The sequence below is a fragment of the Streptomyces sp. NPDC050617 genome, assembly GCF_040654795.1.
In the GTDB taxonomy this organism is placed as follows: Bacteria; Actinomycetota; Actinomycetes; order Streptomycetales; family Streptomycetaceae; genus Streptomyces.
This window is the reverse complement of sequence record NZ_JBFAIS010000022.1, coordinates 96,511-111,314: the sequence shown is the minus strand read 5'-3', so window position 1 is coordinate 111,314 and position 14,804 is coordinate 96,511. Positions and strand designations below refer to the sequence as shown.

General features: G+C 74.8%; 13 protein-coding genes. 5 read left to right on the top strand and 8 right to left on the bottom strand.

Going from position 1 to position 14,804, the window contains the following annotated elements; all coding sequences use genetic code 11:
* Positions 1-80 precede the first annotated feature (80 nt).
* Positions 81-446, top strand: coding sequence for a VOC family protein (locus tag AB0I49_RS26680; RefSeq protein WP_363229624.1), 366 nt, complete (start codon positions 81-83; stop codon positions 444-446).
* Between the two features lie 1,181 nt (positions 447-1,627).
* Here AB0I49_RS26680 and AB0I49_RS26675 read toward each other — a convergent pair.
* Positions 1,628-2,860 (bottom strand): glycosyltransferase, encoded by a 1,233-nt coding sequence (locus AB0I49_RS26675; RefSeq protein ID WP_363229623.1) that lies wholly within the window; start codon positions 2,858-2,860, stop codon positions 1,628-1,630.
* 288 nt (positions 2,861-3,148) lie between these two features.
* On the opposite strand from AB0I49_RS26675, the gene AB0I49_RS26670 reads away from it, so the two are divergent.
* The 4 genes from AB0I49_RS26670 (at position 3,149) to AB0I49_RS26655 (ending at position 5,654) form a co-directional block, all read left to right on the top strand.
* Complete coding sequence (locus AB0I49_RS26670; RefSeq protein WP_363229622.1) at positions 3,149-3,940, top strand: HAD-IA family hydrolase; 792 nt, start codon at positions 3,149-3,151, stop codon at positions 3,938-3,940.
* A 167-nt stretch (positions 3,941-4,107) separates the two neighbouring features.
* The gene (locus tag AB0I49_RS26665; protein ID WP_363229621.1) at positions 4,108-4,359 is read left to right on the top strand and encodes a hypothetical protein; all 252 of its coding nucleotides are present in this window, start codon (positions 4,108-4,110) and stop codon (positions 4,357-4,359) included.
* Between the two features lie 256 nt (positions 4,360-4,615).
* The gene (trxA, locus tag AB0I49_RS26660; protein WP_363229620.1) at positions 4,616-5,035 is read left to right on the top strand and encodes a thioredoxin; all 420 of its coding nucleotides are present in this window, start codon (positions 4,616-4,618) and stop codon (positions 5,033-5,035) included.
* Positions 5,028-5,654, top strand: a complete 627-nt coding sequence (locus AB0I49_RS26655) for a histidine phosphatase family protein (protein WP_363229619.1) — start codon at positions 5,028-5,030, stop codon at positions 5,652-5,654. Before trxA ends, AB0I49_RS26655 begins: the two co-directional genes overlap by 8 nt.
* Before the next feature lie 136 nt (positions 5,655-5,790).
* Here AB0I49_RS26655 and AB0I49_RS26650 read toward each other — a convergent pair whose 3' ends face one another.
* The 7 genes from AB0I49_RS26650 to AB0I49_RS26620 are packed head-to-tail and all read right to left on the bottom strand — an operon-like array spanning position 5,791 to position 14,796.
* The gene (locus tag AB0I49_RS26650) at positions 5,791-6,423 is read right to left on the bottom strand and encodes a hypothetical protein (RefSeq protein ID WP_363229618.1); all 633 of its coding nucleotides are present in this window, start codon (positions 6,421-6,423) and stop codon (positions 5,791-5,793) included.
* The gene (locus AB0I49_RS26645) at positions 6,398-7,201 is read right to left on the bottom strand and encodes an FkbM family methyltransferase (protein ID WP_363229617.1); all 804 of its coding nucleotides are present in this window, start codon (positions 7,199-7,201) and stop codon (positions 6,398-6,400) included. The genes AB0I49_RS26650 and AB0I49_RS26645 overlap by 26 nt, the downstream gene beginning before the upstream one ends.
* Entirely contained in the window at positions 7,198-7,410 is a 213-nt protein-coding gene (locus tag AB0I49_RS26640) for a Trm112 family protein (protein ID WP_363229616.1), read from the bottom strand. Before AB0I49_RS26640 ends, AB0I49_RS26645 begins: the two co-directional genes overlap by 4 nt.
* The gene (locus tag AB0I49_RS26635) at positions 7,400-8,302 is read right to left on the bottom strand and encodes a hypothetical protein (RefSeq protein WP_363229669.1); all 903 of its coding nucleotides are present in this window, start codon (positions 8,300-8,302) and stop codon (positions 7,400-7,402) included. Before AB0I49_RS26635 ends, AB0I49_RS26640 begins: the two co-directional genes overlap by 11 nt.
* Positions 8,303-8,316: 14 nt before the next feature.
* Positions 8,317-9,057: a class I SAM-dependent methyltransferase gene (locus AB0I49_RS26630; RefSeq protein ID WP_363229615.1), complete on the bottom strand. Its 741-nt coding sequence runs from the start codon at positions 9,055-9,057 to the stop codon at positions 8,317-8,319.
* A 13-nt stretch (positions 9,058-9,070) separates the two neighbouring features.
* A complete protein-coding gene (locus AB0I49_RS26625; protein ID WP_363229614.1) occupies positions 9,071-10,492 on the bottom strand; it encodes a condensation protein in 1,422 nt (473 codons plus the stop codon).
* Positions 10,489-14,796 carry an alpha-(1->3)-arabinofuranosyltransferase family protein gene (locus AB0I49_RS26620; RefSeq protein WP_363229668.1) on the bottom strand — a complete coding sequence of 1,436 codons (4,308 nt, stop codon included), beginning with the start codon at positions 14,794-14,796 and terminating at the stop codon, positions 10,489-10,491. Before AB0I49_RS26620 ends, AB0I49_RS26625 begins: the two co-directional genes overlap by 4 nt.
* Positions 14,797-14,804: the final 8 nt, after the last annotated feature.

The window sequence follows — 14,804 nt, the reverse complement described above, 5'->3', positions numbered from 1 at the left end:
GGGGCGGGGGTATCTTCGGGCGCTTAAGATCCGAGCTGAAGTTGAGAGTCGCAAGTTGAGAGTTGAGGGGGACATTGGGTATGCCGATCACGCTGAACCACACCATCGTTCCGGCCGTCGATCATGAAGCGGCGGCGCGGTTCTTCGCTTCTGTCATGGGGCTGGAGTACGGGGGGTTGGACCGACATTTCGCACCGGTGCGGGTCAACGACTCGCTGACGCTGGACTTCATGCGGGTCGAGAACCCTGTCGGCCACCACCTGGCGTTCGACGTCGACTCTTCGACCTTCGACGGGATTCTCGCTCGAATCCGTGCCGCCGGTGTGCCGTACGGCAGCGACCCCAATGAGCCGGACAACGGGCGGATCGACCACCCGCTATGCCCGCGCGGGCTGTACTTCGTCGATGACGCCCGCAATCTCTACGAGGTCATGTCGTCTGGGTGACGTGCTCCTTGGGGGAGACGTGTCCTCGGTGGGGGAGACGGCTTGACGGGTGGGTGCGGGGTCCGTGGTGGTTGCTGCCGGGTGGGGCGGTATTGGGGGTGGGCTGGTGCGGGTCATGGGCCGCTGCCGGGTGGGGCGGTATTCGGCGTGGGTGGGTGCGGGTTTCGTCTCGGACCCTGCGGGTCCAGGACGCCGGCAGCGGCAGGGAGGGGGGCGGGCCGGGGTTGGTTTGTTGTCTGCGGCGTGGGGTGTGGCTGGGGTGAGAGAGGGCTCGCTGCGCTTTGCCGCTGGCCGCTGCCGCGAAGTGGTCGCGGTGGGGGCTTTGGGCGCGGGGGTCGGTGTGGTTACGGCCCAAGGATTCAAGGACGGCGAGGTGGGGGCTGAGGCCGGTTCGTTGCCGGTCGGCCGGTTCGCCGCTGGGGTCAGGGAGAGCTCGCTGCGCTTTGCCGCTGGTCGCTGCCGCGAAGTAGTTGAGGCGGGGGCTTCGGGTGCGGGCCGGGGTGGGTCTCGGCCTATGATCCACGGCGATCGGCAGCGGGCGCGACGCGCTGTACTGCGCCGAGGGGGCGTTGCGTGTCCGGGGTGCGTTTCCGCCTCTGGGTCGAGGGTCTGAGGGTGGGGCAGTTCCCCTTCGGGGGTCCGCTGGCCCGTTATGCCCCATACGCCAAGTTGATTGGGCAACAGGGTGCGCGTACCGCCCAGTTCCCTGTCGGGTATGGCGCTTTTGTCGGGCGGCAACCTAACCCTACTTGCGAGTAACGACCGTGCCGACCCCCCGCCCCGCCGCCCTTGAATCCTTGGGCCGCAACCACACAACCACCCGCACTCGAAGTCCCCATCACGACCACTTCGCGGCAGCGGCCAGCGGCAAAGCGCAGCGAGCCCTCTCTCACCCCAGCCACACCCCACGCCGCAGACAACAAACCAACCCCGGCCCGCCCCCCTCCCTGCCGCTGCCGGCGTCCTGGACCCGCAGGGTCCGAGACGAAACCCGCACCCACCCACGCCGAATGCCGCCCCACGCGGCAGCGGCCCGTGACCCGCACCAGCCCACCCCCCCAATACCGCCCCACCCGGCAGCGGCCCGTGACCCGCACCAGCCCACCCCCCCAATACCGCCCCACCCGGCAGCAACCGCCACGGACCGCCCCCGCACCCACCCCCCCCACACACACCGCCCCCTACGCCCTCAACCCCACCCCCACCCCCACCCCCTCAAGCAGCATCCTTGCCGCTGTTGTCGCGCCGTTCGTCTGGATGGTGCCCGCCGTCGACTTCGCTCGTGCGCGCGTCTCGGGGGACAGGGCCGTGGTGAGTGCGGCCGACAGGGAGGCGGAGGTCGGGGTCGGGTCGGGGTGGGAGGCGCCGATGCCGAGTTCGGCTACTCGGGCGGCCCAGTGTGGTTGGTCCGCGATGCGGGGGAGCACTACCTGGGGTGTGCCCGCTCGGGCCGCCGCCGTGGTGGTGCCCGCGCCGCCGTGGTGGAGGGCGGCGGCTACGCGCGGGAACAGCGCCTGCTGGTTGACCTCGCCCACCGCGAGGCAGTCGGCGGCGGCGTCGACCGGGGCCAGGTCCGCCCAGCCGCTGGCCAGGAGTACGCGGTGGCCGTGGGCGCGGATCGCCTCGGTGGCCGTTCGGGCGATGTCCTTCGGGGCGTGTGCCGCCATGCTGCCGAAGCCCACGTAGACCGGGGGTTCGCCCCTGTCCAGGAACCTCTCCAGTTCCGCCGGCAGCGGGCGCGGGTCCCGTAGCGTCCAGGGGCCCGTCCGTACGAGGTCCAGGTCCGTCAGGTCCCGCGACGGGCACAGCGTCTCGTCCGCCGCCAGCCACGGGCGGTCGGTGAAGGCGTGGTCGCGGACGTTGTCCACCGGCGGCAGGCCGATCGCCGCCCGGTGGGTGTTGAGCGCCTCGCCGTACAGCGCGTTCACCCGCTGGGCGTCCTGCTCCCACAGCTTGCGGTGGTCGGTCTCGTCCTCCGGGGACGCCGTGCCCGGCCGCGCGCCGGGGCGGAGGTGGCGGGACGGCAGTCCGTAGGTGTGGAAGCACGCGTAGACGTACGGGATACCCAGCCTCTCGGCGACGTCCCGCGCGCCGGCCGGCATCAGGCCCGTCGCCAGCAGGACGTCGCAGTCCCCGGCCGCCGCCGTGAGCGTGGCGAACCGCGCTGCCACCAGTTCCGGGGCGAGCCGGAACGCGTCCTGCGCCGTCGGCGGCTTCGGGTTGGCGACCACCGAGCGCACCGACGGGCCGAGCGGCACCAGCGGTACGTCCGCCCGTGCCAGCAGCGTCGTGAACTCCTCGTCCGGCGGTGCGCACACCCGCGCCTCCGCGCCGAGTTCGCGCAGCGCCACCGCCAGCCCCACCAGCGGTTCGACATCCCCGCGCGATCCCCATGCCGTCAGCAAAGCTCGCATTTCGCGGCCCCCCAGTTCTGCGTGTTCGGGCTATCGGCCGCTGATTGTGCGGCACCTATGGGGCCTTGTCGCAAGCCCCCCAGTGCGCTATAGCTTGGTAGTGGCGAGGAGAGGAAAGTTCTCCTCGCTTTTGTTTTGTTCATCTGCTTCTTCGCCTTGTCCATCCCCGCCGTCCGGTCGTGTGGGAAATCAGCGGAAACCGCTGTCTGGGGCGGGCCCGGCCACTACCGTGATTGCTTTCCGTAGTGGTGCGAACACGCACGCCCCGGCCATCCCGAGGAGCCGCATATGTCCGATTCCCTGGAATCCCCGACATCCCTGGAACTGGAACCCCGTGGCCTGATTCTCGACTTCGGCGGCGTGCTCACCGCCTCCGTCGCCGAGTGTGCCCGCGCCTTCTGCCTGCGCGAAGGGCTGGCCCCGGACGCCTTTACGCGCGTGATCTCGGTGGACCCGGTGGGCCGGGCGCTCTTCGAGGACCTGGAGTGCGGCGCGATCGAACAGGCCGAGTGGAACGAGTGCACCGGGCCCCTGCTGGGCGTCGACGGGACCGGGCTCCTCGGCCGGGTCCTCGCCGACCTGCGCCCCGAACCCCTCGTCGTCGACGCCGCGCGGGCCGCCCGGCGTGCGGGCGTGCGCGTGGGCGTGCTCTCCAACAGCCTCGGCCGGACGCCGTACGACCCCTACGCCGGGTACGGCCTCGACACGGAGTACGACGCGGTGGTGCTCTCCGGCGACTACCGGCTCCGCAAGCCCGACCCGGAGCTGTACCCGATCGTGCTGGGGCTGCTCGGGCTCCCGGCCGGAGCGTGCGTGTTCGTGGACGACTCCGCCCGCAACCTGCTGCCCGCCCAGGACCTCGGCATGGCCGTCGTCCTCGACACCGAGCCGGCCGACACCGTCGCCGAGATCAGCAGGCTGCTGGGCAGCGTGGCCGTCGATGCCGTCGATGCCGTCGATGCCGTCGAGGCCGGAACGTCGGATCGGGAGGCGGGCAGGGGTGCGGAGGGGCGAGCGGGAGTGCGTGGGGGAGAGGTGCGTAGGGGGGAGTCGGGGGTAACCGGGGCTGGACGGGCCTGAGTTGACGCTTGGGGTTGTCCCTCCGTCAATCGCGGCGAAGGGCGCGTTAGCCGTTCAGGTGGCATTCGGCGCGGCGCCCGCGTCGCCGCGCCGCCGTCGCTTTCCGCGCGCCAAAGTGATCACCTCCGGGGCACGCGCCGCGAGCCCCACAAGTGGAAGGTGATCGCATGCGAGCGTTCACGCGCGCCGTCGTGGTGGCGGTCTGTGCGGCCGGTGCCGCCCTGTCCGTCGTCCCGGTGGCGCAGGCCGCCCCCGACGCTGCCGGCTGCCGCTACTACTACACGAGCGGGGGGCGCGGCCCGAACGGCGAGACCACCGGTTCGGGCGAGTACACCGAAGGGGCCCGGGACCCCGAGGGCCGCGTGTGCCAGAACGGCTGGTGGATCGACCAGAACCCGCAGGACGGGTACCGCTGGTAGGAGTAGCGGCCGGCGACGGCCTTCGAGCGGTGTTCGGGTGACATTCCGGGTGTGGCGAATCTTCGTCCCGCACCCGGAATGTCTGCTTCGAGGGGGCGGTTCCCCGCCCCCGAGGGGCGCGCGGGAGGTACGTGTGCGAGGGCACCGTACCTGGTCGGCTGCGGTGGACGAGGCCCCGGGGCTTCGGAATACGGTGGGGCAACAGCTGGTTTCCCGGCTGGGGATCCGGACCGCATCCGCGAGCTGAGAGGCAAGCATGAGCACGGTTGAGCTCACCAAGGACAACTTCGACGAGATCGTCTCCGGGAACGGTTTCGTACTGATCGACTTCTGGGCCGAGTGGTGCGGCCCCTGCAAGCAGTTCGCCCCGGTGTACGAGAGCGCCGCCGAGCGCCACGACGACCTGGTCTTCGCCAAGGTCGACACCGAGGCGCAGCCCGAGCTGGCCGCGGCCTTCGAGATCCAGTCGATCCCCACGCTGATGATCGTGCGCGACAACATCGCGGTCTTCGCGCAGCCGGGCGCGCTCCCCGAGTCCGCCCTCGAGGACGTCATCGGCCAGGCCCGCGGGCTGGACATGGACGAGGTGCGCGCCTCCGTCGCCGAGCAGCAGGCCAAGGCCCAGCAGGAAGGCGGTCAGCAGGAGGGCGGACAGGAGCAGGGCGACCGTGGCTGACCTGCTGCTGATCCGGCACGGCGAGACCGAGTGGAGCCGGTCGGGTCAGCACACCAGCTGGACGGACCTGCCGCTGACCGGCCGCGGCGAGGAGCAGGCGACCGCCCTGCGGCCGCTGCTCGCCGGGCTGACGGTGGTACGGGCGCTGGTGAGCCCGCTGGCGCGGGCGCGGCGGACCGCCGAGCTCGCCGGGCTCGGCGACGTCGAGATCGAACCCGAGCTGCACGAGTGGGACTACGGCGCGTACGAGGGCGTCTCCACCGCCGAGATCCACCGCACCCGGCCCGACTGGGACCTGTGGCACGACGGCGTCGCGCCCGGCCCCGCCGAGCATCCGGGCGAGACGCCCGAGCAGGTGGGGGCGCGCGCGGACCGCGTGCTGGCGGGCATCGAGCCCCTGCTGAAGGCCGGCGGGGACGGTGCGGACGGCAAGGGCGACGTGGTGCTCGTCGCGCACTCGCACTTCCTGCGGGTGCTGACCGCGCGGCGGCTCGGCCTGCCGGCCGCCGACGGCGCGCTGTTCCGGCTCGACACCGGCACGATCAGCCGCATCGGCACCGAGCACGACCGCCCGGCGATCACCGCCTGGAACGTCTCCTCGGAGCTGCTCCCCGGGTAGACCGCGCGCGTCGCGGAGGCGAGGCGGGCGGGACGGGGCGGGGTGCGCGGCTCTTACGGGCCGGGCCCCGCCCCGCCTCGCCCCGCCTCGTTACGGACCGGGCCCCGCCCCGTCTCGTCGTGCACCGGTCTCCCGCTCAGGCGGGGAAGGGCCCCGGCGCGTCCTCCGTCCCCACCGCCACCCGTTGCAGCAGCCCCCACGTGAACTCCGCGATGCACCTCCGCCGCGCCCCCGCCGCGTCCGGCGCCGTGAACGCCAGCCGCCAGCGGGTCGGGGCCGTGCCCTCCAGGGGGCGGGCCGGGGCGAAGGCCCGCGCCGCCTCGTCGACCGTGCACGTCCACGGGCGCAGGTCCTCGGCCGTGCGGAGGGCGGGGCCCGCGGCGTCCGGGGCGCGGACCAGCCACTCGTTCCACACGCCGCCGCCCGGCGCGGTCAGCACCTCGAACCGCAGGTCCGGCCAGAGCGGCACCGGCCAGGTCAGCGCCTCGCAGGTCAGGTCGCCGACGCGGCGTTCGGCCACGGCCCCGGGCGGGCCCAGCACCGAGCGGTAGCGGGACACCGCGCCGCGCCGCCGCGAGGAGTGCAGCATGGCCTGCCAGCGGCGGTTCGCCTCGCGCATCTCCGGGCGCTCCACGCCCAGTTCGCGCAGGGCGTCCTCGACCAGGCCCGGCTGGTGGTCGGCCATCCGGCGCAACAGGACGAGCTGGAACTGGAGCGGGCCGAACGGCGGCGGGGCGGCGGCGTCACGCGTGGAGCTCATGCGCCCCATCGTCGCGCACACACGCCTCGCCGGGCCGCTCGGCGCCGGGGAGGAACAGCACCGAGTTCACGTAACGGGGCCGGCGGGGTGCCAGTGAGCGGCGCACCAGCCCGTGGTCGGCGACGTGGGCCGTACGGGCCTGGTGGGCGGCCAGGTCGAACTCCGCGAGCGGCACCCACTCGCCGCCGGGCAGCACCCACCCCCGGTAGCCGTACGCCGCCAGCAGCGCCAGCACCGGGCCGGGCGGCTGGATGCGGCACTCCAGCTCGACGAAGAGCGCGGGGCGCTCGCGGCGCAGCAGCCGCCGCGCGCCGCGCAGCACGGCCGCCTCGCCGCCGTCCACGTCCACCTTGAGCAGGGTCACGCCGGTGAGCGCCAGGTCGTCGAGGGCCAGGCACGGCACGGCGAGCGCCGCGCCGTGCACGGGGCGGCGTACGAGCGAGGAGACGCCGCGGTCGCCGCGTCCGCCCGGCGGCAGCCAGAGCGTGGCCACGCCGGACCGGTCGGCCGCCGCGGCCTGCACCACCTCGACGTTGCGGGGCGCGGTGGCGGCCAGCGCGCGGGCCAGGTGCGGCACCGGCTCCACCGCGACGACCCGGTCGGCGCGCCGGGCCAGGGTCCGCGCCCACGGCCCGTACCAGCCGCCGACGTCGACGGCGGTGCCGCCGCGCGGGCAGAAGTCCGGCAGCCGGCGCAGCTCCGGTTCGAAGCGCGGGTAGAGCCGGGCGGCGGCCGCGGCGACCAGGCGGGGCGGCAGCCGCCGGGCGCAGCGGGCGGCGAGGGTCACGAGGCGCCGATCCGCTTCAGCAGCCGCTCGTGCTCGTCCTCGGAGACCGGTTCGCCGCTGGAGGGGAGGAGCTGCGGGATGCCGTCGACGATGGGGTAGCGGCGGCGCAGCCGCGGGTTGTAGAGGAGGTTCTCCGTCTCGACGAGGGAGAGCGGCCCCTTGTCGAGCGGGCAGGCGAGGATTCTCAGCAGGGGGTCGTCAGCTCTCATGGCTCAAGTCCTTTACCGGGGAGGGTTGTTGTGTGCGCGTGTCGTCGCGCGGCAGGGTCAGGAGTACGGCCACGGCCAGCGCGGTCCCGCCCAGGCGCAGCGCCAGGCGCACCGGGTCGGCGGGCAGCGGCTCGCCGAACGCGAACGAGCCGCAGGCGACGGTGAAGACGGAGGTGACCGTCGTGCACACGGGCACGATCAGGGAGGCGCGGCAGCGCTGAAGGGCCGTCTGCGACAGCACCAGCCCGGTGGCCCCGGTGAACAGCAGCAGATACGGATAGGGCGAGGCCAGCAGGTCGAGGGCCGCGCCGCCGACGCCGTGCGTGGTCAGCAGGCCCGACACGCCCTTGATGGCCAGCGAGCTCACCCCGTACAGCAGGCCGACCGCCGTCCCGTACTCCACGCCCGTGGGCCGCCGCCCGCGCCCGGCGCGCCGCTCGGCGGCCCCGTACAGCAGCAGCCCCGCCGCCAGCGAGGGCAGGCAGACGGCGAGCAGCGTGTCCGTCGGCGCGGAGCGGCTGACGGGGTCGGCCGCGCCCTGGAGCGAGGCGACGACCATGAGGAGCGCGCAGAGGATTCCGGCGATGGACCGCCGCTCGCGGGTGCTCGTACGCTCCCCCAGGACGGCGGAGGACAGCAGGAGCAGCAGCACCATCCCGGAGACGAACAGGCCCTGCGCGGCGGCGATGGGCAGCGTGCGGTAGACCGCCAGCTGGGCGGCGAAGCCCAGCGCGAGCGCGCACGAGCCGCCGATCCACAGCGGGCTGCCGAGCAGCAGCCGCACGACCCGCAGCGGCCGGCCCGAGCTGAGCGCCGGAAGCCCGGTCAGGGCGCGTTTCTCCAGGACGAAGCCCGTGCTGTACGCGACGTTGGCCAGCAGCGCCGCCAGCACACCCCACAGCACGGCTACGCCTTCCGCGCGTGCGCCAGCAGGATCGAGGCGAGCGAGGGCGCCCGGCAGGCCGCGCGGTCCAGCGGGCGCAGCGGCCGGGGCACGTCGTGGTACGGGGCCCCCGCCAGCTCCACGGGCACGAAGCCGGACGCGGTGAGCAGCCCGCGCAGCGCCCGCGCCGTGAACAGCCGCAGATGCCCTACGACTTGGGTGCCCGGTCGGCCGTGGACCTGACGCAGGCTCACTTCGGAGAAGACGGGCTGCACCCCGGCCAGCAGCAGCGCGCGGTTGTACCAGGCGGCCAGATTGGGCGTGGACAGCAGCAGATGGCCGCCGGGGCGCAGCACGCGGCGGATCTCCGCCAGGGCCCCGTCCGGGTCCACCAGATGCTCGATGACCTCGCTGAACAGCACGGCGTCGGCGACACCGGACGCGAACGGCAGCCCGTCGCCGGTCACCTCGCCCCGCACCGCGTACGGCACGCCCGCCGCCGCCCGCCGCAGCGCGCCCTGCGACCAGTCGACGCCGACGAACCGGTGGCCGGGCAGCGCGGCGGACACGATGGCCGCCGCCGTGCCGTCGCCGCAGCCGACGTCGAGGACGGTGGCCGGTTCGGACGCCCGTACCGGCCCCAGCGCGCGGGCGAGCATTCGGGCCTGGCGGCGACTGCGGTCCGCGCCCGAGGCGACGGGCACGGCGGGGTCCTCGTAGAAGTCCCGCAGCCGGTGCGCGGTGGCGGTGGTGCTGCTGCTCATGTGCCCTCCCTCATCACCGTTCCGCGGCGTGCGAGGCCGCCGCGGACGTCGCGTCGAGCGCGCGTGTGAAGATCTCCGCGAGCTCCGCGCCCGCCGCGTCGTCCAGCAGCGCGCGGGACCAGCGCAGCGCCGCGTGGAGCCGGCCGCCGGTGCTCGCCGTGGTGACGGTCAGGCCGCGCGGCATACGGGCCGGGGCCGACAGCCACACTGCGCCCGCCCGCCCCGCGTCGCCGAAGTCCAGCGGGTAGGGGATGCGGCCGATGTTGCTCAGCAGTGTCGTGGAGGTCCAGGGCGCGGCGGCCCGGCGCAGCCCGCGGGTCACGGCGGCCCGCACTCCGACCGGCAGTACGGGCATGGTCAACAGCGTTCCGGCCAGGCCGAGTTGGGGGCCCGAAGTCGACTTGAGCATACGGGTCCGCGCGGCCGTGCGGCGCAGCAGGCGGGCGACGGCGGCCGGGTCGGGCCGCCCGGCGGTCAGCGCCTCCTCGTCGAGCCGCTCGTCCGCCCCGAAGCCGACGTCCACGAGCCGGGTGCCGTTGCCGATGGGCATGTCGTCGCCGAGCGGGCGGTCGTCCATCGGCATGGTGATCCGCACCGGCCGGGTGGGGCCGCCGCGCAGCAGGTTCCAGCGGGCGACCATCAGGCGGGTGGCGACGAGGAGCTGGTCGTTGACCGTGTACGGGGCCGTGCCCGTGGCATCGCGGTGCGGGCGCGCCGGTACGGGCAGATCGGCGAGCAGCACTCCGTTGCCGCGTGCCGGGGCCGCGGTCGAGGCGGCTACGCGTACGGGGCGGCCCCCGCCGCGCTTGCCGGGGGCGGGGGCGGGCTCCGCGCGCCGGTGCGGGGTCGGCTCCGCCCGTGCGGGGGAGTTGTCCCGTCCGCCGTACAGCTCGGCGGCGGTCGCCAGCACCCGCAGGCAGGACGGGCCGTCGAGCGCGGTGTGGTTGATGGCGATCAGCAGGACGCAGCCGCCGCCCGGCCCGTCCGTCCAGTCCGTCCCACCCCGCCCCTCCGCGCCGGTCACGACGGACAGCCGGACGGGCGGCGACACCTCCAGCGGCGGGCAGTCGGCGAGCGCCCGCTCCCGGGCCCGTGCGAGCGCGTCCGGGCCCGGCGGCGGGAAGTCCACCGGCTCGGTGTCCGGCTCGTCGGTCAGCTCCCACTCGTACCGCCTGCGCCACCAGGCCGACGGGGCCTGTCGCACGAGGGCGCGGGGATGGCGCAGCAGCGCCTGGCGGAAGGCGGCCCGCAGCCGGGCGGGGTCGGGGCGGCCGGGGAGGCGCACCTCGATGTGGACGGTCTCGGGCTCCTCCTCGTGGAAGCAGTGCCGGGAGACCTCGTCGACGGTGGGGAAGGGAACGCGCCCCGGCGCGTCCGGCCTCTTCCCCGTACCCCCGCCCGGATGCGTGGCGGATTCTCGGTCCACGGCCGTCATGCTCCCTCCGCCGGCGGGCTGGGGGGCGGCGAGGGCTCGGCCCCGGGATCGGACGCGGGCTTGGACATGGGTTTGGGCGGCGGCGCCGGGGGCGGCTCGGCGTCCGGCGCGGACTCAGGCGGCCCAGGCTCGTGCGCGGTGTCAGGTGGCCCGGGCTCGTACGACGGCCCCGGCGACGGCTCGTGCAACTGGCCGGGCGGCGGCTCGTACGCGGGGCTCGGGCCGGGCGGGAGCGGCTCGTACGGAGAGTCGGGGGGCGGCTCGTACGCCCGGCCCGCCACCGGCTGCCGCGAGGCGCGCGGCACCGTCACGACCGCCGCCGCCAGCGCGATGACGGCGAGCACCTGCGCCGCGCCGCCGAACGCGCCCTCGCTCATCGCGAACGGCTCCCCGGCCCCCGTCGTCGCCGCGATCATCGCGCCGACCATGGCCAGCAGCGCCGTCGGCACCAGCAGCCAGGGCCGGACCCGGGCGAGAAGGGCCAGTACGGGCACGGCCGCCGCCAGCGGGCCCGCGACCACCACGAGGACGGCGGTCAGGGCCACGGCCCCCAGGATCCAGCCCGGAGCGGGCGGCGGCGGGGGCGGCTCGGCGGCCGGGCGGCGGCGGACGAAGGCGAGGAGGGCGAGCAGCGCGATGCCCGCCGCGCCGCCGATCAGCGCCGCGTCGTACGTCGTCGACGGCGTGTAGGAGAGCTTGACCGTGCCGCCCTGCCCCGCCGGCACCAGGAACGCCTGCTGCCAGCCGTCGACGCGCAACGGCGTCAGCCGCTTGCCGTTCAGGGTCGCGTGCCAGCCCGAGTTGGCGTTCTCGTACGTCTGGAGGTACGCGGCCGAACCCGCGCCGACGTGCACGGAGCGCCGGTCGCCCGCCCAGTCGAGGGCCTTCGTCGCGCGCGCCGCCGCCGGAGCCGCGGCCTTGCCGCGCGTCAGGCTGACGTCGGTCAGGGCCAGCGGCCCCTGGTCCCCGGCCTCGACCGTATGCGTGCCGGGCGTGAGCGGCAGCGCGCCGCCGCGCGCCTCGCCGCCGCACAACTCGACCTCGATGGGGCGGCGTTCGGTCAGGTCGCGGACGCGGCCCGACGCCTTGGTCGCGTGCAGGGCGCCGTCCACGGCGAGCGCCGGGCCCCGGCCGCAGGGCAGCGAGAAGCGGGCGGAGGGGGCGGGCGCGGGCGCGCGCAGGTCGTCGAGGGCGGGCACGTACACCTCGCTGAGCCCGACGGGGAGCTGCAACTGCCGGTCGGCGACGGGGTTGTGGACGGTGAGCGGCGCGACCTTGCTGATGGTGATGTCGAGCTGGTCGGTGACGATGGGCTCGAAGCGGGCCTGGCCGTTCTCGTCGACGCCCGCGGTGGCCGCGCCGTACGGGGAGTTGACGAGGATCTGCTCGGGCCGGGTGGAGAGGCCGCCCGCGGCGGCGAGGACGATGTTGTCGATGCTCCGCCGACCGGGCCAGCGCAGGTGGATGACGGGCCGGTCCCCGGCGATCCAGGCGGTGGTGAGGTCGCCGTCGACCAGGTTGCGGGCGCTCAGCGCGTTCCCGGTGCGGGCGGTGGAGTCGGCGGTCGCGGTGAGGCGCCGCCGGCTGCCCGGCGCGACGAGGTCGAGGAGCCGGTCGAGCTCGTCGCCGGGCACGGGGAGTGCGGAGGCGGTGACGGAGTAGTCCTGGGAGGAGGCCGTGGTGGTGGTGAACCGGCGGTGCAGGCCGGTCTCGGCGGAGGCCGGCGAGAGCCCGCCCGGATCGCTGCCGCGGTGCAGCGCGTACGTTTCGCTCGCCGCGTCCGTGCCCTGCGCGTCCGGCGGCAGCTTGAGGAGCCGGGTCACCTGCACGCCCGGAATGGCGACCTCGGAGAAGCCCGCGCCGGACAGCCCCGGCTTGGGGTCCTGCGAGTCCAGAATGGTGATCTTCAGCCACTTCGCCTGTCCCGCGGGCGCTTTGACGGGCTGCGGGAGGCCGTTCGGCTGGAGCGGGCTGTCGGCCGCGCCCCGGTCGGTCTGTACGCGTACGAGCGTGGGCGCGGCCCGCGTGCCGTCGCCCGGCAGCGGCGTCAGCTGGATCGAGGCGGGGATCGCGGTGGGCGTGTCGAAGCCGACGCGCAGCCACTGGCCGACCGGGTGGCCGGGCGTGCCCTCGGCCCACGCGGTGTCCGGGTTGCCGTCGAAGGCGTTCACCGGGTCGTACTGCGGGAGCTGGAAGAGCCAGTTGCCGCTGCTGGAGGCGGTGACCGAGGCCGCGCCGCGCAGCACGGCCGTCGTCTGGTGCCGCACGCCCTCGACCGGCAGGATCTGCTTGGGCGGGCGGCCCGCGTCCTGGAGACTGCCGGACGGATTCCGCTCCTCGGGCCCGTACGTGTACGAGGTGTTGGTGTTGACGAGCCCGAAGCGGGTGTCGGCGCGGCGCAGCCCGTCGCCGACGGCCTGGAGCGGCGGCGTGCCGATCCCCGGATGGTTGTCGCCGGTCAGCACGGCGGGCCGGCCGCGCATCGACGGGTCGGCGGAGAGCGGGAGCAGCGACTCCGGGCCGCCGCTGACGACAGCCGTGCCCGAGACCGGTTTCGCGGTGACCGGGCCCGGCCGGGGCGTGTTGACAGGTTCGTAGATCTCGACGGCCTGCTGGCGCGGGTAGAGGCCCTGGATCTGTACGGGCGTCTCGGCGGGGATGCGGCCGCCGGTCAGCAGGGGGCCGAAGGCGGCGACCCGGCGGTAGCCGGAGGCTTCCAGGGTGCGCTTCACGGTCTGCGGCGGGACGTAGCCGATCTGGTCCGGGTCGAGGTCGTTGCGTACGACCACGTCGTACAGTCCGGCGCGCCCCAAGTAGTCCCGCAGGCCCGGCACTTCGGTGCCCGACATCAGCGCCTGCTCCACGGCGTCCATCGCGCGCCGCGAGCCGGGGGCGCCGAACGGCACGTAGTCGCGCTGCGCCCAGCGGGATTCGGCGAGGACGTCGAGGGGCTGGTCGATGGGGGAGCCCCAGGTGTAGATGCCGTGCGCGGTGGCGGGGACGACGAGGGCGCGGCTGTCGGGGGAATTCTTCTTCAGCCAGTCGGCCGCCCGCGACCAGTGCGCGGGCAGCTTGGTGAAGGAGCCCGGCTGGAGCACGGTGCCGTTCAGATACGGCCAGGCGAGCCCCGGCAGGATCAGCAGCGCGGCCAGCGCGGGGGCGAGGCGGCGGCCGGGCACGGGGCGGGCGCCGCGCCGTTCGGCGGCGACGGCCGTCAGATGCGCGAGGCCGAGGGCCAGCGCGAGGGCCAGGCCCGGCTGGAACTTGTAGATGTTCCGGAACGGCCGCAGCCAGCCGTCCAGCCACCCCTGAACGGCGGCGTGGAAGGGCGCGCCGTACGCGCCCCCGTACCCGGCCAGCGCGATGAGCACCACGCTCAGCACGGTCAGCAGCAGCCAGCGCCGCTCGGGCAGATCGCGCCGGGCCAGCCCCGCGAGGCCGAGGGCCGCGGCGAGCCCGGAGCCGATGATCGCGACGAGGGCGGTGGCGGCGGCCCAGCCGCCGGGCAGCCAGGGTTCGCCGAAGTTGAGGTAGGCCACCCAGTTCCCGGCGCCGCGCAGCAGCTCGGTCGCGGACATCGTGGCGGTGGTGGTGTCCGCCTGCTCGATGTACGGCATGAAGTTTTCGCCGTAGTGCCCGAGCAGCAGCAGCGGCACGCTCCACCAGGCGGTGGCGAGGACCACGCCGGGGATCCACCACGCGAGCAGCGCGCGCTGCCGGGGGCCGCGCGGCCGCGAGAGCAGATACAGCGCCACGGGCAGCAGCGAGGCGAGCGTCGAGGCCGCGTTGACGCCGCCCATGAACGGGATCAGCAGCGCCGACCGGGCGGCGGCCACCCGCGCACTCGCCGTCTTCGAGGCCAGCGGCAGCAGCACCCACGGCAGCAGCGCGCCCGGCAGCGCCGCGGCGGCGGTGGACCCGACGACGATGGTGAACGTCGGCCACAGCGCGTACCCGACGGCGCCGAGCAGCCGGGTCGCGGGCGAGCCGACGCGCAGCCGCTCTGCGAGGCGCAGCGCGCCCCAGAACGCGGCGGCGACGACGACCGACATCCACAGCCGCTCGGCCAGCCAGACCGGCAGCCGCACGAGGTGGGCGAGCGCGTAGTACGGCAGGGTCGGGAACGCGTAGCCGATGTACTGGTCCGCGATGCCGCCGAAGCCGGCCCGGTCCTGCCACAGCGTCCCCAGATCGTGCAGGAACCCGAAGGGGTCGGCGGCCACGCCCAGCTTCGTCTCGAAGGTCATCCGCCCCGGCGCCCGCACCAGGAACGCGACGAGCGCGAGGGCCCAGAACCCCAGCAGCCACCGGC

Excerpts from the sequence above, each read along its gene's own strand:
- AB0I49_RS26640 (WP_363229616.1), bottom strand. The coding sequence starts at position 7,410 with ATGAGAGCTGACGACCCCCTGCTGAGAATCCTCGCCTGCCCGCTCGAC.
- AB0I49_RS26625 (WP_363229614.1), bottom strand. The coding sequence starts at position 10,492 with ATGACGGCCGTGGACCGAGAATCCGCCACGCATCCGGGCGGGGGTACG.
- trxA (WP_363229620.1), top strand. The coding sequence starts at position 4,616 with ATGAGCACGGTTGAGCTCACCAAGGACAACTTCGACGAGATCGTCTCC.
- AB0I49_RS26680 (WP_363229624.1), top strand. The coding sequence starts at position 81 with ATGCCGATCACGCTGAACCACACCATCGTTCCGGCCGTCGATCATGAA.
- AB0I49_RS26650 (WP_363229618.1), bottom strand. The coding sequence starts at position 6,423 with ATGGGGCGCATGAGCTCCACGCGTGACGCCGCCGCCCCGCCGCCGTTC.
- AB0I49_RS26670 (WP_363229622.1), top strand. The coding sequence starts at position 3,149 with ATGTCCGATTCCCTGGAATCCCCGACATCCCTGGAACTGGAACCCCGT.
- AB0I49_RS26630 (WP_363229615.1), bottom strand. The coding sequence starts at position 9,057 with ATGAGCAGCAGCACCACCGCCACCGCGCACCGGCTGCGGGACTTCTAC.
- AB0I49_RS26675 (WP_363229623.1), bottom strand. The coding sequence starts at position 2,860 with ATGCGAGCTTTGCTGACGGCATGGGGATCGCGCGGGGATGTCGAACCG.
- AB0I49_RS26665 (WP_363229621.1), top strand. The coding sequence starts at position 4,108 with ATGCGAGCGTTCACGCGCGCCGTCGTGGTGGCGGTCTGTGCGGCCGGT.